Raw genomic sequence first — 21899 nt, 5'->3', positions numbered from 1 at the left:
GCGAACTGCTTGCAGGATCGACAAAACAAGCCGCACTCGGGCCTCCTCTGCTACGAGAAAGCCTCTCAAGAATCCTTCTTTTGCGGCTTGGCAATAGCCAATCAACTTATCTGCGATTCCCCTGCCCTTGAGGGGGAGATGTCGCCGGAGGCGACAGAGGGGTCGCCTCGCGTGGAGCTCCAGCGCCATGTGCGCCAGAGACCATCTTCCCCCTCGAGCGGGGAGATCCGCAACTCCTCCCTTGCGTGCGCCTCTCATCTCCATCAACTATCTTCCAACAAAACCCATGATGGGACATCACGTGACCATACCCAACATGATCACGATCATGCGGCTGCTGCTGGTGCCGGCCGTGGTGTTGGCCATGCTGCAGGCGCGCTGGGACTGGGCCTTTGCCGGCTTCCTCGTCGCCGGCATCTCCGACGGCATCGACGGTTTCATCGCTCGCCGCTACCGGTTGTTCTCGCGGCTCGGCGCTTATCTCGATCCGGTCGCCGACAAGCTTCTCCTGGTCTCGGTCTTCGTCGTCATGGGTTATGCCGGGGAACTGCCGCTCTGGCTTGTCGTGACCATGGTCTCGCGCGACGCGCTGATCGTCTGCGCCGTGCTTTTGTCCAGCGTGATGGCGCAGCCGGTCGAGATGAAGCCGCTCTTGGTCTCCAAGGTGAACACCGCCGTGCAGATCGCGCTGGCGGCGCTTGTGCTGGGCGAGCTTGCCTTTTCCATGCATCTCTATCCGCTCCGGCCGGCGCTCATATTGCTCTCCGGGGTCTTGACCGTGGCTTCGGCCGCGGCCTATCTCGTGGCCTGGCTAAGGCATATGAGTGGCTATGGCGAAGGCTCCCGGACGAGCAACACCAAGTCGGGCAATTCCAGCACGGACACCTGACGGCGAAGCCTGGACGGCCGCGGCCTCGACCGCGTTGCGCCGGCAAATCGCGTTCTGGCTGATCGTCGCCGTGCTTCTGGCGCTGTTCCTCTATGTCTTCTCCGGCATCCTCTTGCCCTTCGTCGCCGGCATGGTGCTCGCTTATTTCCTCGATCCGGTGGCCGATCGGCTGCAGCGGCTCGGCCTCTCCCGGCTGATGGCGACGGTGGTGATCCTCATTGCCTTCGTCGTCGTCGTGGTGCTCGCCTTCGTTATCCTGGTGCCTGTGCTGGCCACGCAGATGGCCGATTTCGCGCGCAAGCTGCCGGAATATCTCACCCGCCTGCAGTCGCTCATCACCAGCTTCGACCCGAAGTGGCTGGAGCAGCGTTTTGGCGTCAACGCGGCCAGCCTGCGCGACGGACTGAACTCGCTGCTCACCACCGGTTTCGGGCTGCTCACCACCGTCTTCACCTCGATCTGGAGCTCGGGCGTGGCGCTGGTTTCGGTGGTCAGCCTCTTCGTCGTCACCCCGGTCGTGGCCTTCTACATGCTGCTCGACTGGGACCGCATGGTGGCCGTGGTCGACAGCTGGGTTCCGCGCGACTATGTAGAGACGGTCAGGGCGCTTGCCCGCGAGATCAACACCGCCACCGCCGGCTTCGTGCGCGGGCAGGGCACGCTCTGCCTTGTGCTGGGCGCCATGTACGCCACCGGCCTAACGCTGACGGGGCTGAACTTCGCCATCCTCATCGGCTTCTTCGCCGGGCTGATCTCCTTCATCCCCTATGTCGGCTCGCTGACCGGGCTGGTGCTGGCGGTCGGCGTCGCCTTCGTCCAGTTCTGGCCGGATTGGACGATGATCGTGGCGGTGGCCTGCGTGTTCTTCGTCGGCCAGTTCATCGAGGGCAATATCCTGCAGCCGAGGCTGGTCGGCAAAAGCGTCGGCCTGCATCCGGTTTGGCTGATGTTCGCGCTCTTTGCCTTCGGTGCGCTGTTCGGCTTCGTCGGCCTGCTGATTGCGGTGCCGGCTTCGGCGGCCATTGCCGTGCTGGTGCGCTTTGCGATTGCCCGCTACCTCGAATCGCCGCTCTACAACGGCCATTCCACCGAGCCAGCACCTCCTTTGCCGGCGGAGCGCGGCGGCGGCCACCGCTCACAGCCGCGTGGCTGAAATGGCTGGCGAACGAACCGGTCCACCGCGCCAGCTGCCGCTCGATCTCGGCCACGGTACCGGCTACTCGCGCGACGAGCTCGTCGTCTCCGGCGCCAACGCGCAGGCCGCAGCACTGGTCGACCGCTGGCCGGACTGGCCCGCGCCGGTGGTGGTGCTCGCCGGCCCTCCCGGGTCCGGCAAGACGCATCTCGCCCAGATCTGGCAAGCGCATGCGCACGCTGTCGCCATCGCTCCCGATCGCATCGGCGAGCACATTGGCGGGCTTGGCGCGAGCCCCGCGCTGATCGACGACATCGACAAGCTCCCGATCGACGAGCAAGGCCTGTTCCACCTGATCAACACCGTGCGCGGCGCCGGCTCCACGCTGCTTCTGACGGCGCGGCGCTTTCCCTCGGCCTGGCGCGTCGCGCTGCCGGACCTCATCTCGCGGCTGAAAGCGGCGACGACCATCGAGATCCACGAGCCGGACGACCTGCTGCTCGCCGGCGTTATCACCAAGCTCTTCGCCGACCGCCAGGTCGAGGTCGAGCCGCATGTCGTGCAATATCTGGTGCGGCGCATCGAACGCTCGCTGGCGACTGCCATGCGGGTCGTGGAGCGCCTCGACCGCGCCGCTCTCGAGCGCAAGACGCCGATCACCCGAGCGCTCGCCGCCGAGACCGTCAGCGCCATGGACGAGGGCCAGGGCGAGTTCGATATTTAGGATGTCGAGGAAGGCTGCTCCGGGATTGTGCGCTCTCTACGCCCATAGTCCGGCCAGATGCCGAGCCAGCAGATAGACCCCCGTATGCGCTGCCACGTAGCATGCGCCGACAAAGACGAAGAACACCAGGCTGGCGATCCGCGACCGGGCGACGCTGCCATTCTGCCTCTTGCTCGGCCGGTTGTTCCAAACCCACAGAGCAGCGCACAGGATTGCCCAGGCGACCGCGACCGGAACCGCGAAGCCATAATAAGCCAAATAGGCTGGGCCGATCAGCGACAGCAGCGCCTCGAGAACAGGCATCCAGAGTCCCCCTTGCCCCGTTTGCCCGGAGTCTAGAGCAACTCCGGGAAAAGTGCGTAGCGGTTTTCCGTCCGGAGTTGCGGGACGATCGTGGCTGTCCCATTTCGAGCCATCGCCCTGGCATCCATCTTGCAGCGTGGAAGACGCCGGTTGATCCCGGTCCCGGTCACATTGCAGATCGGGTTGTAGGCTCGCCGGGCTCGAGGTTGTTGGGGACTCGCCCGGCGGGTTTACTCGGTTCCACGCCGAAGGCTCCCTTCAGAGATCAAAGCCGTTGCTCGATGCTGGACACCTTCAGCCCGTCTTGCCATGGCTGGTGAGCAAGCGCAGCACTTGCACGCTCTTCGGCAGCTCGATCAGGAATTCCGCGTCGCGGTCGAGGTGGTGGACCTGGGTCGGCCCGCCGCCGGTGAAGCGCGCCATTGCCTCGATGCTCTCCCAATAGGAGATCGTCACGAACTCGGAATGGGTCGCCGTGTCCTCGCGAAATGTCTGGACGCCGAGTGCCTTTTCGATGAGCGGCTTGATGCCGGTCTCGTAATTGTAAGCTTCATAATCGTCGGCTTTTTCCGGCAAGGTCCGGCCGCGCCAGATGCGGGCGATGGTGGGGGTCCTTTTAGTGTCGGCCATGGCAACAGAACTTCTGAAGGCCGACAGGGTTCCCGAAGCGCGGGCTCTAGGATGTTCAGGAAACTGGTCGGAGTGGCGTGATTCGAACACGCGACCCCCTGATCCCAAATCATATCATCTGCGTTGCGTGGCTACATATTGCGTTGCATGTCATTGCACGCAGCTGGTTTTAAGACATTGAACTACCATGATAAATGCAACTCTATCCAATGATGTGTGACTGAAGGCCCGTTGATTTTATTTTGGCAAACCCGTACACGGTGGCTACATTGTGGTTACACGGAGGGGTGAGATGCCGATTTTGAAGCTGACCAAGCGGAACGTCGAAGCTATCGAAAAGCCAGGTAGCGCGGCACCGGTTTTTTATTGGGATGAAGATCTAAAAGGCTTCGGTTTGCGCTTCATGCCTTCCGGTGTCGCTACCTGGATCGTTGAATACCGACCTGGTGCAGGCGGACGAGGAGTCGCGAAGAAGCGCGTCAAAATTGGACGGCTTGATAAGCTCGAGGCGGACAAGGCGCGCGAGGCTGCGAAGAAGATTTTAGCCGGTGTGGAATTAGGTGCGGATCCCGCCAAGGCAAAGGCGGAGGAGCGCGCCACACAGGTTTTTTCGCAACTGGCCGCGACTTACGTGGAGGATCACATGAGGACCCACCGCAAGTCCGCTACGGCTGACTATTACACATACGTTATCGACAAGCATCTTACGCCGCACATCGGCAGTAAGCGCGCGAACACGATCACCGCTGATGATATCGGCGCAATGCACCGTGCGATTGGCAAGACGGGAGGGAAGTACATCGCTAACCGCGCGCTTGCCGTGGCGTCTGCGGTGTTTAACTGGGCTAAAATGGACAATCCGGTGAAGGGCGTTCGCAAGTTCAAGGAGGATGGGCGCGAACGCTTTTTGACAAACGAAGAGTTGCAGCGCCTTGGTGACGCCATGCGCGAGGCAGAGACGATAGGCCTGCCCTATGATGTCGACGAAGATAGGCCGAACGCCAAGCATGCACGCAAGCGAGCGAACAGGCGCATTGTTTACGGTCCACACGCTGTAGGCGCAATCAGGCTGTTGATGCTCACGGGTTGCCGGCTTCGAGAAATCTTGAACCTCCGATGGAATGAGGTCGACCTTGATCGCGGGATGCTTTTCCTTCCGGATTCGAAGACGGGGAAAAAGCCGGTCATGTTGCCGACTGCGGCGCAGGAGTTGCTTCGCTCACTGCCCCGCATCGGAGAGATTGTCATCGCTGGCCGTGTCGCCGGCACGGATGACGAGGCACCGCGCCACGACTTGAAAAAGCCTTGGGCTGCTATCCTTAAGCGTGCGGGGCTTAGCGGGATTCGCATTCACGACTTGAGGCACACTTTTGGCAGCGTAGGCGCGGGGAGTGGTTTGGGCTTGCCGGTTATCGGAAACCTTCTTGGACACAAGAACCAGAAGACAACAGAACGATATGCGCACGTCGCCAACGATGCCGCCAAGCGTGCGGCGGATATGATTGGCGAGAAAATCTCGGCGGCACTTGGGACCAGCTGAAATGGCACCCCTTCCCAAAAAGTTTGACGCGAAGGCGCACCAGATTCGCGACCTCCTCCACGCGGGTCTGCGCTTGGAGGCGCTACAGCTGTTGGAATCAGTCATTGCAAGCGGTTCGGCCGGCGCGGATACGATGGAACTTGCCAGCTTTTTGCGCAGCGCGCCCCGCGGTCGCCAGCCCTTCGGAGCAAAGCATCGCTGGGCGGAAATCGGGGCAGAGAATGACGAATTGCGGTCTGCAGGCATGAGTTATGAGGCCCGCCTGGCTGCCCTCAGTGTGAAGTATCGATTGGGTGACGAGAGCAAGGTCAAGGCTGCGATCGCGAAGTACGAGGCTGCGATGGATGTGGCGCGCTCCCTCGTTAATGAAATGCGTGAGCGCTGATTTAAAGCAACTACAGAAAAATACGGAAATCCCATATATCCCAGTGCACCGGCAAGCAAAAGGAGGGAATATGGCACTGATTAGAGTAAAACAGGCAGCTGACTATCTCGGGCTGTCAAAATCGTTTCTAGACAAGGCGCGATGCTACGGCGGCGGCCCTGCGTTCATACGCTTCGGAAATGCAGTCGTTTACTCGACTGATGACTTAGACAAGTGGGCGGCCGATCATCGCGTGGCTAACGATAACGCTACGGCATCGCGCGCCGCCTAACTTATCCTCACAGAAGTGGCTCCGTTAAGACAAGCCCAGCAGCAGCCCTGTAATTCCGCACAAAAGCGAGTAGCAAAATGACAGCCTGCGATAATCTCGCAACGCTAGACCGTGCCCTTTTCTACATAGCAAAAGGCTTTCCCGTTTTCCCCTGCCGCGGCAAAGAGGAATGGGATGACCATACAGGAGATTACCTCGCACCCAAGACGCCGCTGACTTCGAATGGTCTACGCGGCGCAACCAAAAACGAGCGCATCGTACGGGAATGGTGGCGGCGCACACCGGACGCAATGATCGGCCTACCGACCGGCAAGCCAACTGGCGTGTGGGTGCTGGATCTCGACAAAAAAGCAGGCGTTGGTGACGGTCATGAGTGGTTGGACGAGATGGAGGCTCGGCACGGGCCCTTACCTGACACGGCTCGCGCGACCACCATGGGCGGCGGTACGCATCTATTCTTCAAATACGTTGACGGCATTCGGAACCGTGGCGGCCTCGGTCTCTGCGTGGACGTCAGAGGAACCGGCGGATACGTCATTGCGCCTGGTAGTGTGGCAGGCGACGGTCGCGGCTATGAATGGGTCGACGGCTACGGACCGGAGCACATTGTTGACGCACCGCAGTGGCTCCTTTCGCTCGTCCTACCGCCGAAGCGCGAGCACCATCACCCGGTTGAATATCACTATCAGTCGAGCGGCAACACGCCATACGTCGAGCGTGCGCTTGAGGACGAGCTACGCGGCCTCGCCACCACGCCACCAGGTGGCCGAGGCTATGCGCTCAACGCCAGTGCCTTCAGCGTGGGCCAACTGGTCGGCGCCGGCGCTGTATCGCGCTCGGACGCTGAAGGACGGCTATATGATGCCGCCATGGCGTGCGGCGTTGCCCAGAAGGACGGCGAGCGCGAGACGCTTGCCAAGATTCGGCGCGGGCTGGACGCTGGCGAGCGGCAGCCGCGGCACATACCAGAGCCGGGTTTTGCGCAGGACAACACGCGGCTGGTCGACGTCAAGCGAATGATCGCCAATGGTCTGGCTAAGGGAAGGAAGCCAACCAAGATAGACGCCATTGTCGAGCCGACCACTGAGACGGAAGTTCAAGACAAGATTACTGATGCCGTTTCAGAGGCGCGCCACAAGGACGCACCGCCCATCACCATCACGCCGTACATGTGGAAAGATCCACGCACGTTGCCACGGCGCGAATTCGCCTTCGGCAAGCACTACGTGCGCAAGTACGTGTCCGTGACGGTGGCGCCTGGCGGACTTGGCAAAACCAGCAATAGCATCGTTGAGGCGCTATCCATGACGTCAAGCAAGATGCTGACAGGCACCAAGCCAGACGATCGCCTGCGCGTGTGGCTGTTCAATGCGGAGGACCCACGCGACGAGCTCGAACGCCGAATTCAGGCTGCGGCCAAGCACTACAACCTCAGTCCGGACGACATGAACGGCTATCTGTTCGTGGACACGGGACGCGAGCAGGAACTCGTAGTCGCGGTGGACGATAAGAAAGGCGTCAAGATACAGGTGCCCATCGTCGAGGCTGTCGTTGAGCAGATACAGCGGCACAAGATTGACGTCATGATCGTTGACCCGTTTGTGTCCACTCACAGCGTCAATGAGAATGACAACGGGGCCATCGATAAGGTGGCCAAACTGTGGGGACACATAGCCGACGAGACTAACTGCGCCATCGATATCGTGCATCACCTGAAGAAACTTTCGGACCGTGAGGCAACGGTGGAAGATGCTCGAGGTGCGGTGTCCCTGATCGGCGCAGCGCGATCGGTGCGCGTGTTGAACCGAATGACGGCAGAGCAGGCCACGAAGGCCGGCATCGATCGAAACGACCGCTTCAGCTATTTCTACATCACTCAAGGCAAAGCCAATCTCACCAAGCAGGACCACCGGGCAGACTGGCGCAAGCTGGAATCCGTGGCGCTCGGCAACGGCGTCGGGCTGACTAGCCCGCAGGACCATGCCGGCGTCGTCACAAAGTGGGACTGGCCGTCTGACGAGGAAGTCGCAGAGACCGTGTCTGCGGAAATTAAGGACCGCGTCCTGGTCACGCTGGGCAACCAGGATCATCGCGAAAGCGCACAGTCGGATGAATGGGCGGGCTACGTGCTGGCCGAGGCGATGGGCGTCGATGTCGTCAGAGAAAAGGTCATGTCGGCCGAAAAGAAGCGGATGAAGGCGGTCCTCGACGCATGGCTGGGCAGTGGAATTATATCCATCGAGACCAGACCGGACCCCAAACACGTCGAGCGAAAAATCAAGTATATTCGCCCGGCAGCCACCACCTCACCACATCACGTGGGCGTGGGTGGATAAAAATCACCCCACCGCAAGTATTTATCCACCTCCCACTACCACCCCTCCCCCCTTTTAAGGGGAGGGTGTGGTGTAGTGGTGGAGGGGGAGGCAGGTAGTGAACAGGTCACTCAGGAAGAGGTGGGCGGCACGTGGCTCACGAAGAAAGTGAGACCCTGCGGAACATCGAAGGAAAGGAAGGACCCATTCAGGAGGTTAGCATTTCGGACCTCATCAAGAACGTCGCAAAAAGCGCGAGCACGGCCGCCGCGAGCCGGCGCCTATTTTTTTTCGAGGTTCCCTTTACCGACCACGGCCTGGCGCTTTTTATGTAGTGCGCGCATTCCTTGCCGCACCAATCCCAGCACGAACCGCACATTTCGGGGACCAGAGATGCAGACCAAACGGTGCGCAAGAACAGAAAGCCAACGCCAGGTCGGGCGGTGACATGATCCAGACATGGAGCCACCCGCAACTACGGATCACGGAAAACCAGGCCGACTTTCTCCGGCGAGGCTTTGTACATCACTGGTCGGCCGCTTTCGCTGACCGCACTCGGCGCAGCCTCGAACAGCGGAAAATGTTGTCGTGGCGGCCAGCCGGTGATGGAACGTTCAGCTTGGCTGCCAATGTCAAAGGCCGAGCGGCACTCGAACTTTTTGATTGTGGGAGCACACATTGAAAAAAGGATCTTTGGCCGATCAGCTTTCTGCGATGCTGGCTTATCGCAACCGTGCCGACATCGATGCACCAGTTGAGACTGCCCGCACGAACTGGACGATCGTTCCCGCCAACGACAACGCCAATCCAGAGGAAATCGCAAACACGCACGTGGAGAGGCGATTGGCGATCAGGCCAACGATCTCAAAGATTTTGCGCGAGTCCGCGGAAGTCGACTGTCGTCCAGTTCCAGTCGCTGACGTGAGCAAAGCAAAAGGCGAACATGACCTTGAACTGTATCCTGTCGCTCGGGATGTGGAGTACGGTTTCGCTACAGACGATAACGGAAAGCGGCATCGGGTCGTAGTCCGCATCGGAAGGCTGCGCTTCAGCGACGGTACGCAAACCGAGAAAGGTTTTGCAAAAGGGCTGGACGGCAAGTTGGTCATCAAAGATTTAGAAATGCCCGTTGGCGCCATGCTGCGCACGGAGGAACAGCAAGAGCGCATGCTCGGCGGTAATGGCGTCAGCGAAGCCTACATTGAGCAATCGAACCTGTATTTTGCCCAAATGCTGGGCGCCATTGAGCCACGGTACGTGAAGGGAACCGGGCGCCGCTACGGGCGCTCGTATTCGGCCGCGGAAGCCCGCACAATGCTTGCGGAGGCCTACGCTAACACGCCAGTGCTGCCGCATGTGAAGCGGTACCGGAAGGGCTTGCCATGCGGCAGCCAGCGAGTAGCCGAAAGCTTCCTTGGCATGCAGAAGGGCAAGAAAGGCGAAAGCGGGTCGGTGGCCTGGCAGGACGTATCTGCGCATATCGTCAACCGCCAGGTCTGGGAGGCAACGCTGACATACCTGACCGAGGCCGAGACCACTGTGCTGGACAAGGCGCTCGAGGCCGGCAGCCTGGCCGAGCTTGGCGATGGTGGCCATAGGCGCACGCGCGAAAGGCAAGGGCGCCGTAAACTGCAGGCAGCGAATGATAATTTGCTTGCCGCACTCAAAAAATCTGCTGCCTAGTGCCGCAATTCGCGACTGCCATGGTGTGGAAGGATGAAGGGATGTTTTTGACATCCCCACACCTTCCGCAATGCGGACGCTCGGTTATGTGGCGGAACAGATGCTTGTGCATCGCGGCGCCACCGCTGAACCGGGCGTAACTATACGACAACAGCCATATAGCGGTTTGGTGCGCCATCCGCGCCTACTTTGTTGTCGCTCATCGCCACTTCGCGCGCCCTCCTCCCGCAGCGTTGTGGCGTTTCTGCCTCGCTCCTATTGCTGGTCGCCTAGCGCCTGGCTGTGGTTGAGCGAGGCACCAATTCTAGGCTGGACGGTTGCGTGTTTGATAGACCGACCTAACCAGCGATTGCCAGAGGACGGAACGGCTTTCCGTCACGCCACTGTTCGTATCGAAGGTGGCTAGTAGCGCCCACGGCGCAAAGAGATGCGTGAGTTGCGACACGCCTGGCCTTTAATTTAGCGCTGTAGAGAAGCGGCCTATCTCGCTTGGCTCATAACCAAGAGAACGTCGGTTCAAATCCGACCAGCGCAACCAAACAACGCGGATATAGCTCAGAGGCAGAGCAGTAGGTTTCCACCCTATGTGCGGGATTTCGATATTCCCTATCCGCTCCATTTTTGGAGTGTCGCCAAGCAGGTAAGGCACGCGGCTGTTAACCGCGCTATCGCAGGTTCGAATCCTGCCTCTCCAGCCAAATGTCGGTGTAGCTCAACGGTAGAGCAGCGGTCTCCAAAACCGCCTCCGTGTTGGTTCGATTCCAGCCACCTTCGCCAATCACAGAGGAAGCAACGATGTCTGAGGATCGACCGCGACCCTGCTAGCAGGGTGAAGCTCGTGCAGAAGAGTACCGGCCTTGGAAGCCGGATGCCGGTGGGCGGAACACCGCACCCTGACCAATTCAATGAGAGGAGAATACATGACAACTGCAGTTGTGGTTACAGTGCCAGAAGACGCCAGCTATCGAGCTCGCGTAATCAACTACGACTTGACCGGCGGTGCGTGGGTTGAGGCTGACACGGTTCACGTCGGACCGGGCAAGTCCAACACTCGGTACGTCTGGGATACGCGCTGCCTGACCGTTCTGGAAGTCGGTCTTAGCGATGCGCCAGAGGTCAACGGAGGAGAATACACATGAACGCATTCAGCCCTTGGTTCAACGGTACGCCCATTCCTGAGACCGATGACGCCTTCGAAGTAGGCGACATCGTCACACTCATCAGTGGCGGGCCGCCGCTTACCGTGCTCAATGCATGCGACTGCGGTACGGTTGAGGTTGCCTGGTTCGATGGCTCTAGCCTGTCAGTGCAGGACTTGCCGGAGGAAGCGCTCGTCCACTGGGTAGACCCTGATGAATAGCATCACCCGATTGCTCGACAAGGTACGTCAGTGGTTTGATGAGTGGGTGATGCGAGCATGGATCTGGTATCACCTCAATGCCTATGATGTACGACACCTCGCGACGGGATAGAGCGGATGCGCGCGATGAATTGGCTCACCGAATGGCCAAACGGCGCCGGAAGCCCGTATCTGGCTGCCGCGATGTTCGGCCTGAAGTGGGTTCCTCTGGCGGCGCTAGTTCAGCTTCTTGTCGCCGTCGTTCCTGCCTTTAATTCCTAGGTATTCCGGGAACCATGTTAGGAGGGCGAGAATGCTGAACACTACCGAAGCCACAGTCAAGGGCCAGCCCGGCACCGTCCCCGTGCTGACAGTGTCCATAGGAATGCCTGATTTGATTTGCGCGACCGCGTTTTTGCCGCCATCCGCAGACCCAAGCGCATAACCAAGATAACCAACCAAGCCGCCGACGGGCAGAATAACCAGGACTTTGAAGAGCTTCCAGTAAGCTTCTGGGTTCTTGAACGCCAGCGTCACCACTGCAATTATCGCTGCAACCGTCAGTGTTCCAGATGCGCCTAAAAGCACAGTCTGCATTGTTTGCTCCAATTTGTTGCCGGTCGAATCTGCCGACATAATTAATCGACATTTGCTCGATCGATAAGTGGTCGGCGATCGTTTTGTTTGGGTTATCCGCAAAATGCCAAAGCCAGACAGGCGCTCGCCTGAGGCGGCCGAATATCGTCGCCTGTACAAGACGGCGCGGTGGCTGAGACTGCGTGAGCGTCAGTTGGCTGCACAGCCTCTATGCGGTATGTGCCTCCTCATTGAGGATGTGACTGCTGCTGACACAGTTGATCACGTCAAGCCGCATAGAGGAGACGCAGCGTTATTCTATGATCCTTCGAACCTGCAATCTCTATGCAAGTATCATCACGACTCAGTAAAGCAAAGGCTCGAACGAGGATCAAAGATAGTGATGTATGGTCTGGATGGTTACCCGATCGAGTTCGACTGACCAAACATCAATACATCGAAAACCGCACGATTTATTGCAAAACGCAAGAATATTTCGCAATTTGTGCTCGACGGCGACGATCAGGCGTGGTACAATCGAGGGTTGGGGGGGGGGTGTCTCAATCCCTTGGCCGAATCCACCAGGGACCGGCGTGGTCCCCTTAGCGTTAGCGCTAATACAGGTTTTTCCATAGGGTGGTGTCATGGCGAAGCGCAAAGCGCGCATTGATAGCGCGGCTGAGGCTGTGCGCGTTATGGGCAAGGCCACCTCGAAGGTAGAGCCGCCCGCAAACGTCCCGCTAGACGCGGAAGACATGCCGTTCTTCTACAACGTCATCGCCGAGTACGCAAGGTCAGAATGGTCGGCACACCAGCTTGAGATTGCGGCGATGTTGGCCAGGACAATGGCCGACCTAACGCGCGAGCAGAAGCTCCTGCGCGACGAAGGTGGCGTGTCCTACTCAGAAAAAGGCACGCCTGTCGCCAATCCGCGCAAGTCGATCGTGCAGATGCACGCGAGCTCGATCCTTTCATTCCGTAGATCGCTGTCGCTTCACGCACGCGCGCAAGCGGGCGAGGCCAGAGATGTGGCTAAGCGGCGCGCAGCCGCGAAGGAAATCGAGGGCGACAACCCTCTAGAGGACGATCTTCTGGCGCGACCAGAATAGCATCGAAAGCGCATGGCCAAAAAGCCGAAGAAGGGCAAAACGCTAACGCGCGGGGAGCGCGTTATTGCGTTTATCGAGCGTTTTTGTCTGGTCCCTGAAGGGACGCTGCTCGGCAAGCCAGTCAAGCTACTGCCGTTCCAGCGCAAGTTCATTCTGGACGTTTACGACAACCCGCACGGCACCTCTCGCGCGTATCTGTCGATTGCCAGAAAGAACGGCAAGACTGGTTTGATTGCATGTCTCCTGCTGGCGCACATCGTTGGCCCGGAGGCCTACCAGAACGGGCGCATTGTTTCCGGCGCGCGGTCGCGCAAGCAGGCGGCGGAAGTATTCAACTACGCCGCAAAAATGATCATGATGTCGCCTGAGCTTTCAAAGCTCGCGCGCATCGTTCCGTCCAGCAAGATGATTGTAGGGCTGGCGCGGAACGTCGAATACCAGGCCAGCTCGGCCGAGGCGAAGAGCGCGCATGGCGGCTCGCCCATCCTGGCGATTCTGGACGAGGTTGGCCAGATCAAAGGGCCGACTGATGATTTCGTTGAGGCCATCGAAACATCGCAAGGCGCTTACGAAGGCCGCGCGATGTTGTTTGCGATTTCGACGCAGGCGGCTACAGACAATGATCTTTTCAGCCGGTGGATCGATGACGCGGCGACGTCGAAGGATCCGCGAATTGTCTCGCACATCTACACGGCACCGGCGGACTGCGAACTTACGGACCGTAAAGCATGGGCCGCGGCCAATCCGGCGCTGGGCGTGTTCCGCTCCGTCAAGGACGTAGAGGACTTTTCGCTGCTTGCGTCGCGTATGCCGACCAAGGAAGCGAGCTTCCGGTGGTTGTTTCTTAACCAGCGCATTGACGCCTCCGCGCCGTTTGTGACGCCGGCCATTTGGCGCGCATGTGATGCGCCAGTCGTTGATGACTTCAAGGGCCTGCCGGTGTTTGGCGGGCTGGACTTGTCGGAAGTGTCGGATTTGACAGCGTTGGTGCTAATGGCGCCGAAGGATGGCATCTGGCACGTGAAGCCAACATTCTGGTTGCCTGGTGATAGCCTGCGTGAGCGGGCTAAGGCAGATCGGGTGCCGTACGACGTGTGGCAGGGCGAGTTTCTTGAGGCGACGCCAGGGCCAACCGTCGATTACGAGTTCGTGGCGGCTCATCTTCGCGGCCTTTTCGACACGCTCGACATCCGCAAGATCGCTTTTGACCGCTGGAACTGGAGGCACCTGAAGCCGTGGCTCCTGGCGGCGGGCTTTGCCGATGAGCAACTTGAGGGCGACGCGGCTGTGTTTGAGCCGTTCGGCCAAGGCTATGCGTCGATGTCGCCGGCTTTGCGCGATCTTGAGAGCATTTTGCTCAACAAGAAGATGGCGCACGGCGGCCACCCGGTTCTGACCATGTGCATGATGAATGCAACGGTGCGTCCGGATCCTTCCGGCAATCGAAAGCTCGACAAACAGAAGTCTCGAGGCCGTATCGACGGCGCGGTGGCGCTTGCGATGGCCACGGCGATGGCCGGCACGCACGTCGAAGCCGATAGCGGTCCGTCGTTCTGGGAAACTTTGGACCCTAACGTCGACTACGCGGCCGAACCGCCACCAATCTAAGCCGATATCGCGGCGATTTTCATAGAAGCGAGAATTGCCGCATGGGCATTTGGGCTAGGCTTTTCGGCCGAGAGGCCAAGAAGGTTTCGTATTCCAGCGAATTCGATACTTGGTTCGCGAGCAGAGTTTCCAAAGCCGGCACTACGGTAAATTGGGACACTGCTTTAGACGTTACGACCGTGCTTGCATGCGTTCGGGCGGTTGCCGATGGCATTGCGCAAGTGCCGTTGCACGTTATGCGGCACACGGCCGAGGGAAATGGCAGCGTCGTAGCACCGGAGCACCCGCTTTATCAGGTGCTTTTTCGTAAGCCGAACGACTGGCAAACCAGTTTCGGCATGCGTGAGACCATGATTTTTCATCTCATGCTTACGGGTGACGCCTTTTTCTTCAAGATACTGGTTCGCGGCAAGGTAAAGGGGCTTATCCCTCTTGAGCCTGGCAACGTTTCGGTCGTTAGAAATGACGATTATTCGCTGACTTATACGATTACAGGTGCGAACGGCCAGACAATGGTCGTTCCGCAGCAACTTGTCTGGCATGTCCGCGGGCCGTCATGGAATACGTGGCTCGGAATGGACGCCACGAAGCGCGCACGCGAGGCAATTGGCCTCGCAATGGCGACGGAAACGACGCAGGGCGAGCTGCACGCCAACGGCATGCAGATGTCGGGCGTTCTTTCGACTGATCAGAAGATTGATCCGCAGAAATACATCGAACTGCAGAAGTGGATTGCCGCACAGGTTGGTGGCGCCAACAAACATAAGCCGCTTGTCATCGATTCCGGTCTGAATTGGATGCAGCGGTCAATGACCGGCGTCGATGCGCAGCATCTGGAGACGCGAAAGTTTCAAATCGAAGAGATTTGTCGTGCTTTCAAGGTGTTTCCGCAGATGGTCGGGCATTCCGACAAGACGGCGACGTTTGCCAGCGCTGAAGCCTTCTTCGATGCGCACATAAAGCATACGCTTTTGCCGTGGTGCGAGAGAATTGAGGCGTCCATCGACTGTGATTTGCTCGGCGACGACACCCAAGAAGGCTACTGCGCCAAATTCGACCTGTGGGCGCTCGAGCGCGGAGCCACAAAGGACCGCTCTGAGTACTTCACTAAGGCCCTTGGTGCCGGCGGAACGCCAGCATGGATGACGCAAGACGAAGTGCGCGCCAAGGAGGGATTAAACCCCAAGGGCGGTGATGCGGCAAACCTGCCGAAGCCAACCAATGTGGCGCCCGTAGGTGGCGACAATGGCGGGAAGCCGACGAAGGACAACAATCAATGACGATTGAGAACACCGACGAATTCGTTAGGTGCGAATTCAAGTTTGCGCCAAGCGAAATTGACGCAGATACCGGCGTTTTTAGTGGTTACGGTGCCGTTTTTGGCAACCTTGACAGCCATAAAGACGTCATTGAGCCTGGTGCATTCAAGTCGACACTTACCGATTGGAATAACCGCGGACGCCTGCCGGCAATGAAATTGATGCACGGCAGCGCGGGAAATCCATTTGTTTTCGATGATTTGCCTATCGGCAAGTGGACGGAAATGAAGGAAGACAACCGCGGCCTGTTCGTTAAGGGCAAATTGTCCAACCTTGACACCGACTACGGCAAGCGAATCCACGGCCTGATGAAGGATGGCATCCTTGACGGTCTTTCGATTGGTTATTCGCCTGTTGATGTAACGCCGCCTTCGCCAACCGGCGAAGAGCGCAGGAGACTTAAGAGCGTTAAACTTTATGAAGTCTCCATTGTTGATGACCCCTCCAACGACAAAGCGCGCGTAAAGGCGGTAAAGGCGGCCGCGGGCATCACAACCATTCGTGAATTCGAGGACTTCCTACGGGATGTAGGTGGGTACTCACACAGCGCTGCCAAGGCGATTGCCTCGGCGGGCTTCAAAGCAGCGGACACAGATCCTCGAGACGAGGCTGGCGACGCGCACCTCATTGCTTTGGCGGAACGCATCCGCGCGAGCATCTAAACATCCCAAAAGGACATCATTATGACTGAGAAGACCGCCATTGAGCAGGTCATGACCGCGTTTGAGGAATTCAAAGCGGCCAACGACAATCGACTGAAGGAAATTGAAAAGAAGGGCTCGGCCGACGTTATTACGGCTGAGAAGGTTGACCGCATCGAGGGCGCCCTTCAGAAGTTCGAAGACGCAAACCAAAAGCTGACCGCTTCGCTGTTGGATGCCAAGAAGGCTGCCGACACCGAAAAGGAGCACGTTGACGAGATCGAAGAGAAGCTCGCCAAACTTGAGCTTCGTGGTGGTGCCTCGGTCGACAAGGTCGCCGAGATGAAGAAGCGCCACGAGTCGTGGGCGCGCGGCGTTGTGTTCGCTCACACGCAGGGTGTTTCCTTGACCGCCGAGCAGCAGAAGCTGTTCAGGGAGGTGGAGGCCGAATACAAGGCGCTGTCGGTCGGTAATGATACGACCGGCGGCTACCTGGCTCCGATGGAGTACGTTCGCGAGATTATCAAGAGCGTGACGGAAATCAGCCCGGTTCGCTCGCTCGTCCGTGTGCGCTCGACCGCCGCCAAAGCCATCCAGATCCCGAAGCGCACCGGCCAGTATGCGGCTGTGTGGGTTGCTGAGCAGGGCACTCGCTCCGAGACCGATGGTCTGCGCTACGGCATGTGGGAAATCCCGACCCATGAGATGTATGCCCTGATCGATATCAGCGAGCAGAACCTCGAGGACTCGGCGTTCAGCATGGAATCGGAGATCAGTTCCGAGGCCACCGAACAGTTCGCGGTTGCCGAGGGTGCTGCGGTTGTTTCGGGCAACGGCATTGGTAAGCCGGAAGGCTGGATGACCGCTGCGGGCGTTGCTGAAACCAACTCCGGCACCGCCGCGACGATCGCCGACGCTGATGGCCAGGCCAACGGCCTGCTGTCGCTCAAATTTGGCGTCAAGACCGCTTACACCCGCAACGCGACTTGGGCTCTGAATCGCAATACGCTCGGCTCAGTTCGCCGCTTGAAGGATGGTCAGAAAAACTACATCTGGATGCCTGGTATTGCGCTCGGCAAGCCGAACACCATCGACGGCGACCCCTACGTTGAGGTGCCGGACATGCCGTCCGAGGGCGCCGGCCTGTATCCGGTGGCTTATGGCGACTTCGCCAAGGCGTACACGCTGGTTGACCGTATCCAGATGTCGATGCTCCGCGACCCGTACACGCAGGCAACTGGCGGAAACGTCCGCTTCATCTTCCGCAAGCGTCTTGGCGGCCAGGTCACCCTGGCGGAAGCCATCCGCAAGCTGAAGTGCTCGGTCTAATCTTAGTCATTGGCGGGCGGTCCTTTGTGGCCGCCCTTCCCATTCTGAAAAGGAGTAAGCCATATGGCTACGAAAGACCTTCATAATAACATTGCGCCGAAGCGTGGCATTTCGCCCGTCGCCGCCGCGCAGACCGATAACACTGCGATTGTTTCACAGATTGTTGACACGGCTGGCTACGGTTCGGTTGAATTTCTCATCCTGACCGGCTCGCTCGCTGATGCCGACGCCACCTTCACCGTTCTGGTTGAGGACGGCGACGCCGCCAACCTTTCCGACGCTGCGGCTGTTGCGGATACCTTCCTGCTTGGCACTGAGGCCCTTGCCGGCTTCACGTTTGCCGACGACGACAAGGTGTTCAAGATTGGCTATGTCGGTATCAAGCGTTACGTTCGCGTGACGATTACCCCGGCCAACAACACCGGCAACGCTTGCGTCGCTGGCGTCTGGTTGCTCGGCAACGCGCGCAGCAAGCCTTCGGCCAATCCGCCCGCCTAATGGCGTATAAAGTGGTTCGGCCGTTCGCCTATGGGGCGGACGGCATCCACGCCGTCGATCTGGTTATCGGAGACGAGCGTGAGGATTTTGGCTCGTCCACGGCTGGCCTTCTTCTCGAGAAGTACATCGAGGAAATCGCAGCGGAAGCCGTCGAGCCGGTAGCCGAGGATGCAGTTTCTCCAGAATCGGACGTCACCCATCTGGTTGCCGCCCCCGAAGAGCCTCGCGGCAGACGCAGGAAGTAGGAACGAATGGCGCTTAAGCTGATTACTGACGCTGCGGCGCCGCTCGTTACTGCCGCCGAGGTAAAGCGGCACGTTCGTGCCGTAGATTTCAGCGACGACGACGATTATCTGCAATCACTCGCAGATGTGGCCGCAAATCACGTTGACGGCCCGGAGCCGGCATGGCTTGGACGGAGCTTCGCTGAGCGAAAATGGCAACTCATTATTGACGGTTTCCCGGCTGGCAAGTGCGGACGCATTACGCTTCCGCTGCCGCCGCTGAAGTCGGTCGATGCATTCGAGTATGTCGACATCGATGGCGCGGCGCAGACCATAACCGATTTCCGCCAATTTGGCGTCGCGTCGGTCAATTCTGCTGGCTTTGTGTTGCCGGCGTACAATTCGACATGGCCGGATACGCGCATCCAGCCTGAAGCGGTGAAAATCACCTTTACGGCTGGCTACGCGACAATCCCGCAGGCGGTTAAGCACGCAATATTGCTGCTTGTTGCGCAGTGGTATGAGCGCAGAGAAAACGCATCCGACATTAAGCTGACCGAGATGCCTGCGGGCGTCTCTGCCCTGCTTGGGCCGCTGAAACATTGGCCGAGTTAGGACCGATTATGGCAACTCAAATTCTTGCGACGGCGAATACCGCCGCCGATTCGGCAGACGTTATTGTCGCCGCCGGGACACCGCTGGCGGTGGGCCTTAAGGGTGTGGCGGACGGCGGCGCACTGGTGATTATTAAGCTCAAGGACGACGCGGGCGCCTACAATGTTGTCGGCTCTTTGACGTCAACATCGCCGTCAACGCTGATTTCCGCACCTGGCACCTACCGCTTCTCTCGCGTTGCAGGTGCTACGTGCGGAGTGTTCAGTGGCTAAGCTGTTCGATCCGATATTTGAGCCGTTAGCGCGGCCAGCGCTGGCGAGGCATGGTGGCATGCTGCCATCTGAGGCGGCAGGGGTCGATCTCGTCCTGCCGGCCACAGGCGCAGGCGGGGCGATCTACTCGACAAACGCGATTTCTGGTTCGGCGCTTGCCTGCTGCCGCATCGTGCGCACCTCAGACAGCGCCGAAATGGACATCGGCTACCGCACGATCAGCCGCAAGATCGACATTGCTTCTGCGATGGCCTTCAAGGCATCCCCGTCAGACGCCATTCTGGTCAAGACTTGGTACGACCAGAGCGGCAACGGCAACCACGCGACGCAAACCACGCAAGCGAAAATGCCCAAGCTGCTGGCTGGCCGTGATGCGATCATTGCTGGAACGCGGCGGGCCGATAACACGCTGGCAAACGCACTGCCGCGGTACTTCGACATTCCTGCCGGCGTGGCGTTCAATCGTTTGGGCAACACGAAGCTAATGGTGTTTGCATCCTCGGTGTCATTGCAAGGCATGACGCCATACGAGTTTCCGAACAACGCTCAGTCTGACGCGCTGCTGCTCTCACAAAGCAACGCGATGTCGATCCGCTGGTATCCTGGCGCAGTCAACGACAAGACACCTGCAGCCAAGGACGTGCTTGAGTTCTATGGAATGGGGACGGGGGCAACCGGTTCCGGCATCTATAGGACGACTGGCACCAAGAGTACGATTACAGCGCCAACTACTTTGGCGATAACGGGTGGTTATCTCGGGTTCAGCTCTGTCGCGAGCGCTTGGAACAAAGCTGCGCGTCAGGACTATTGCCTCTTCGCCGTCTACCCATCGCAGTTGACCGATACGCAGATAACCGATGCTCGCACGGCGGCGATCACCGCCTTTGGCGTGCCGACATCGTTCGATAACAATCTTATCTTCGTTGGGGACAGCATAACCGAAGGCGTCTACACGGACGACAACAAGACCCTGCCGCGTCTCGCGTCTGCTGCCGTATCTGCATCGAACAAGCAGATTTGGAACCTCGGCGTTGCTGGCCAGACGATGGCGACGATTGCCACCAATCAGGCAACTAGGGAGGGGACGCTCTACAGCGGCTCGATAACTGGCAAGAATGTGTTCCACCTGTGGGCCGGGACTAATGATATCATTGCCGGTACCGGCGTTGCATCGACCGTCATGGGCCAAATCCAGACTTGGGTCGCCAATCGAAAGGCGCAGGGCTCAAGTGTGCGCTGTGTGGTTGGTACATGCCTTCCGCGTACGGGCTTTGGCGCCGCTGGCTCGGCCAAGGATTTGGACAGGCAGGACCTCAACACCCAAATCCGCAACAACGCCAGCGTCAACGGTTACACGGTCGCTGACTTCGCGGCTGATGCGGTTCTAGGCTTGGTGGCCACGACCGCAGACACATCGATCTACCCTGACGGCACGCACCTGTCGGCTTCGGCCTATGAGCAGTATGCGGCACCGATAAGCGCTGCGGCAATCAATGCTGCGCTAGCAAGCTAATCTAATCAATAAGGAGGCCGCATTGACGGCACTTGTAATCACGGCTGCCAACGTGGCCGCTGGAGCCAATTCCACGCGCGACAACGGCACTGCCGGCGCAGCCATCACTGCCGGCCAAGTTGTCTACAAGGCGGCGGACAACACGTACAAGCTTGCCGACACCAACGACGCCTCGGCGATCGTGCGTAAGCCGAAGGGCATTGCGCTGCATGCGGCGGCATCTGGCCAGCCTCTCGCCGTGCATACCAGCGGCCCGATCACCATCGGCGCCGCGGTTACGGCGGGCGTTGCCTACTATCTTGGTGCCGCGCCAGGCTCGATTGTTCCAGTTGCCGACCTGACCACCGGCGACCATCCGGCGCTTATCGGCCTGGCCTCAAGCGCGACCGTAATCAACGTCGACATCCAGGCGCCAGACGCGGCTCTGTAATGGCGTGGGTGCGCTTTAGCCATCCGTGGGATTATCGCCAGCCGGGCTTCACGATCGCTTACCCGGTTGGCGACTTCAACGTGACGCGTGAGGCGGCTGAATTGGCCACCACCGCCGGCGCGGCTGTGCGGCTGCGCAAGTTGAACAAGAACGATGAGGCGGTTGAATGGCCAAGCGAAGCGGGGCCGGCGCCCTTAACTGCCGGGTTGTTTTCCAGCGAAGATCGGTAGTGCAGGACGAGTACGGCAATGACGTCACAGGCGATTTTGCCGACGTGTTCTCCATCTCCGCACGGCTGCAGCCGAAGTTCGGCGCCGATGTCGAGACGAAGACGGCGGCTCGCCTTGCTGCTTTGCAGCCGTATAACCTGACGGTTCGCAGTTGCGCCGACACGCGCGCAGTGACGCCAGCCTGGCGCGCCTATGACGCGCGCAAGGGCCTTGTCGGCGGTAAGCCGCTCCGGTTCTTCAATATCAAGACGATCGTCAATCCTGACGAGCGTGGCGCAATGGTTGAGATGCTGGTCGTAGAAGGCGAGAGTAGCTAGCGGT

26 protein-coding genes and 3 tRNA genes are annotated in these 21899 nt (G+C 59.2%); 25 read left to right on the top strand and 4 right to left on the bottom strand.

The window, feature by feature from the left end:
* Nucleotides 1-301: 301 nt before the first annotated feature.
* Genes EOA32_RS03385 through hdaA form a run of 3 tightly spaced genes read left to right on the top strand, consistent with a single transcriptional unit; the run spans nt 302 to nt 2748 of the window.
* Entirely contained in the window at nt 302-889 is a 588-nt protein-coding gene (locus EOA32_RS03385; RefSeq protein WP_066995921.1) for a CDP-alcohol phosphatidyltransferase family protein, read from the top strand.
* The gene (locus EOA32_RS03380) at nt 831-2042 is read left to right on the top strand and encodes an AI-2E family transporter (RefSeq protein ID WP_128370868.1); all 1212 of its coding nucleotides are present in this window, start codon (nt 831-833) and stop codon (nt 2040-2042) included. Before EOA32_RS03385 ends, EOA32_RS03380 begins: the two co-directional genes overlap by 59 nt.
* 1 nt (nt 2043) lies before the next feature.
* Nucleotides 2044-2748, top strand: a complete 705-nt coding sequence (gene hdaA, locus EOA32_RS03375) for a DnaA regulatory inactivator HdaA (RefSeq protein ID WP_128370867.1) — start codon at nt 2044-2046, stop codon at nt 2746-2748.
* 36 nt (nt 2749-2784) lie between these two features.
* On the opposite strand, the gene EOA32_RS03370 is transcribed toward hdaA, so the two are convergent.
* Together EOA32_RS03370 and EOA32_RS03365 are read right to left on the bottom strand one after the other, a co-directional pair.
* Nucleotides 2785-3051, bottom strand: a complete 267-nt coding sequence (locus EOA32_RS03370) for a hypothetical protein (protein ID WP_095779127.1) — start codon at nt 3049-3051, stop codon at nt 2785-2787.
* A gap of 294 nt (nt 3052-3345) precedes the next feature.
* Nucleotides 3346-3681: a hypothetical protein gene (locus tag EOA32_RS03365; RefSeq protein ID WP_066995878.1), complete on the bottom strand. Its 336-nt coding sequence runs from the start codon at nt 3679-3681 to the stop codon at nt 3346-3348.
* Nucleotides 3682-3973: 292 nt separating this feature from the next.
* On the opposite strand from EOA32_RS03365, the gene EOA32_RS03360 reads away from it, so the two are divergent.
* The 9 genes from EOA32_RS03360 (at nt 3974) to EOA32_RS03315 (ending at nt 11235) form a co-directional block, all read left to right on the top strand.
* A complete protein-coding gene (locus EOA32_RS03360; protein ID WP_095784166.1) occupies nt 3974-5221 on the top strand; it encodes a site-specific integrase in 1248 nt (415 codons plus the stop codon).
* Between the two features lies 1 nt (nt 5222).
* Nucleotides 5223-5606: a hypothetical protein gene (locus EOA32_RS03355; RefSeq protein ID WP_095784167.1), complete on the top strand. Its 384-nt coding sequence runs from the start codon at nt 5223-5225 to the stop codon at nt 5604-5606.
* 348 nt (nt 5607-5954) lie between these two features.
* Nucleotides 5955-8213 (top strand): bifunctional DNA primase/polymerase, encoded by a 2259-nt coding sequence (locus EOA32_RS03350; protein WP_128370866.1) that lies wholly within the window; start codon nt 5955-5957, stop codon nt 8211-8213.
* A 657-nt stretch (nt 8214-8870) separates the two neighbouring features.
* Nucleotides 8871-9875 carry a hypothetical protein gene (locus EOA32_RS03345; protein WP_128370865.1) on the top strand — a complete coding sequence of 335 codons (1005 nt, stop codon included), beginning with the start codon at nt 8871-8873 and terminating at the stop codon, nt 9873-9875.
* Nucleotides 9876-10336: 461 nt separating this feature from the next.
* A tRNA-Met gene (locus tag EOA32_RS03340) sits at nt 10337-10413 on the top strand.
* A gap of 6 nt (nt 10414-10419) precedes the next feature.
* Nucleotides 10420-10493: transfer RNA gene (locus EOA32_RS03335), tRNA-Gly, on the top strand.
* Nucleotides 10494-10497: 4 nt separating this feature from the next.
* Nucleotides 10498-10573, top strand: a tRNA-Asn gene (locus EOA32_RS03330).
* 222 nt (nt 10574-10795) lie between these two features.
* Complete coding sequence (locus EOA32_RS03320) at nt 10796-11014, top strand: hypothetical protein (protein WP_128370864.1); 219 nt, start codon at nt 10796-10798, stop codon at nt 11012-11014.
* Nucleotides 11011-11235 (top strand): DUF2158 domain-containing protein, encoded by a 225-nt coding sequence (locus EOA32_RS03315; RefSeq protein WP_128370863.1) that lies wholly within the window; start codon nt 11011-11013, stop codon nt 11233-11235. Before EOA32_RS03320 ends, EOA32_RS03315 begins: the two co-directional genes overlap by 4 nt.
* Before the next feature lie 216 nt (nt 11236-11451).
* Here the strand turns inward: EOA32_RS03315 and EOA32_RS03310 are convergent, their stop codons facing one another.
* Nucleotides 11452-11811 (bottom strand): hypothetical protein, encoded by a 360-nt coding sequence (locus tag EOA32_RS03310; protein WP_128370862.1) that lies wholly within the window; start codon nt 11809-11811, stop codon nt 11452-11454.
* A 103-nt stretch (nt 11812-11914) separates the two neighbouring features.
* Here EOA32_RS03310 and EOA32_RS03305 point away from each other — a divergent pair, with 103 nt between their 5' ends.
* The 7 genes from EOA32_RS03305 to EOA32_RS03275 all read left to right on the top strand — a co-directional run bounded on the left by EOA32_RS03305 (nt 11915) and on the right by EOA32_RS03275 (nt 18294).
* Complete coding sequence (locus tag EOA32_RS03305) at nt 11915-12232, top strand: HNH endonuclease signature motif containing protein (protein WP_128370870.1); 318 nt, start codon at nt 11915-11917, stop codon at nt 12230-12232.
* 202 nt (nt 12233-12434) lie between these two features.
* Nucleotides 12435-12899, top strand: coding sequence for a terminase small subunit (locus EOA32_RS03300; protein WP_128370861.1), 465 nt, complete (start codon nt 12435-12437; stop codon nt 12897-12899).
* A gap of 12 nt (nt 12900-12911) precedes the next feature.
* Nucleotides 12912-14507: a terminase TerL endonuclease subunit gene (locus EOA32_RS03295; protein WP_210214804.1), complete on the top strand. Its 1596-nt coding sequence runs from the start codon at nt 12912-12914 to the stop codon at nt 14505-14507.
* A 41-nt stretch (nt 14508-14548) separates the two neighbouring features.
* Nucleotides 14549-15787 (top strand): phage portal protein, encoded by a 1239-nt coding sequence (locus EOA32_RS03290; RefSeq protein WP_128370860.1) that lies wholly within the window; start codon nt 14549-14551, stop codon nt 15785-15787.
* Nucleotides 15784-16488 carry an HK97 family phage prohead protease gene (locus tag EOA32_RS03285; RefSeq protein ID WP_128370859.1) on the top strand — a complete coding sequence of 235 codons (705 nt, stop codon included), beginning with the start codon at nt 15784-15786 and terminating at the stop codon, nt 16486-16488. The genes EOA32_RS03290 and EOA32_RS03285 overlap by 4 nt, the downstream gene beginning before the upstream one ends.
* A 21-nt stretch (nt 16489-16509) precedes the next feature.
* The gene (locus EOA32_RS03280; protein ID WP_128370858.1) at nt 16510-17796 is read left to right on the top strand and encodes a phage major capsid protein; all 1287 of its coding nucleotides are present in this window, start codon (nt 16510-16512) and stop codon (nt 17794-17796) included.
* A 63-nt stretch (nt 17797-17859) separates the two neighbouring features.
* Complete coding sequence (locus EOA32_RS03275; RefSeq protein ID WP_128370857.1) at nt 17860-18294, top strand: hypothetical protein; 435 nt, start codon at nt 17860-17862, stop codon at nt 18292-18294.
* Here the strand turns inward: EOA32_RS03275 and EOA32_RS03270 are convergent.
* Nucleotides 18291-18494: a hypothetical protein gene (locus EOA32_RS03270; protein ID WP_128370856.1), complete on the bottom strand. Its 204-nt coding sequence runs from the start codon at nt 18492-18494 to the stop codon at nt 18291-18293. The two genes, EOA32_RS03275 and EOA32_RS03270, sit on opposite strands and share 4 nt — an antisense overlap.
* 51 nt (nt 18495-18545) lie before the next feature.
* On the opposite strand from EOA32_RS03270, the gene EOA32_RS03265 reads away from it, so the two are divergent.
* The 6 genes from EOA32_RS03265 to EOA32_RS03245 are packed head-to-tail and all read left to right on the top strand — an operon-like array spanning nt 18546 to nt 21895.
* On the top strand, nt 18546-19133 hold the full coding sequence (locus EOA32_RS03265; RefSeq protein ID WP_128370855.1) for a head-tail connector protein: 588 nt from the start codon (nt 18546-18548) through the stop codon (nt 19131-19133).
* Nucleotides 19134-19141: 8 nt separating this feature from the next.
* Nucleotides 19142-19405: a hypothetical protein gene (locus tag EOA32_RS03260; protein ID WP_128370854.1), complete on the top strand. Its 264-nt coding sequence runs from the start codon at nt 19142-19144 to the stop codon at nt 19403-19405.
* A complete protein-coding gene (locus EOA32_RS03255) occupies nt 19398-20918 on the top strand; it encodes an SGNH/GDSL hydrolase family protein (RefSeq protein WP_128370853.1) in 1521 nt (506 codons plus the stop codon). The genes EOA32_RS03260 and EOA32_RS03255 overlap by 8 nt, the downstream gene beginning before the upstream one ends.
* Before the next feature lie 22 nt (nt 20919-20940).
* Nucleotides 20941-21348, top strand: coding sequence for a hypothetical protein (locus tag EOA32_RS03250; protein WP_128370852.1), 408 nt, complete (start codon nt 20941-20943; stop codon nt 21346-21348).
* Nucleotides 21348-21578: a hypothetical protein gene (locus EOA32_RS38370; RefSeq protein WP_189406875.1), complete on the top strand. Its 231-nt coding sequence runs from the start codon at nt 21348-21350 to the stop codon at nt 21576-21578. Before EOA32_RS03250 ends, EOA32_RS38370 begins: the two co-directional genes overlap by 1 nt.
* A complete protein-coding gene (locus tag EOA32_RS03245) occupies nt 21578-21895 on the top strand; it encodes a head-tail adaptor protein (protein WP_189406872.1) in 318 nt (105 codons plus the stop codon). Before EOA32_RS38370 ends, EOA32_RS03245 begins: the two co-directional genes overlap by 1 nt.
* The last annotated feature ends 4 nt before the right edge of the window (nt 21896-21899 follow it).

This window comes from Mesorhizobium sp. M1A.F.Ca.ET.072.01.1.1 (genome assembly GCF_004023325.1).
Taxonomy (GTDB): Bacteria; Pseudomonadota; Alphaproteobacteria; order Rhizobiales; family Rhizobiaceae; genus Mesorhizobium.
The sequence above is the reverse complement of the archived record's forward strand: the minus strand, read 5'-3'. Positions and strand labels throughout refer to the sequence as shown.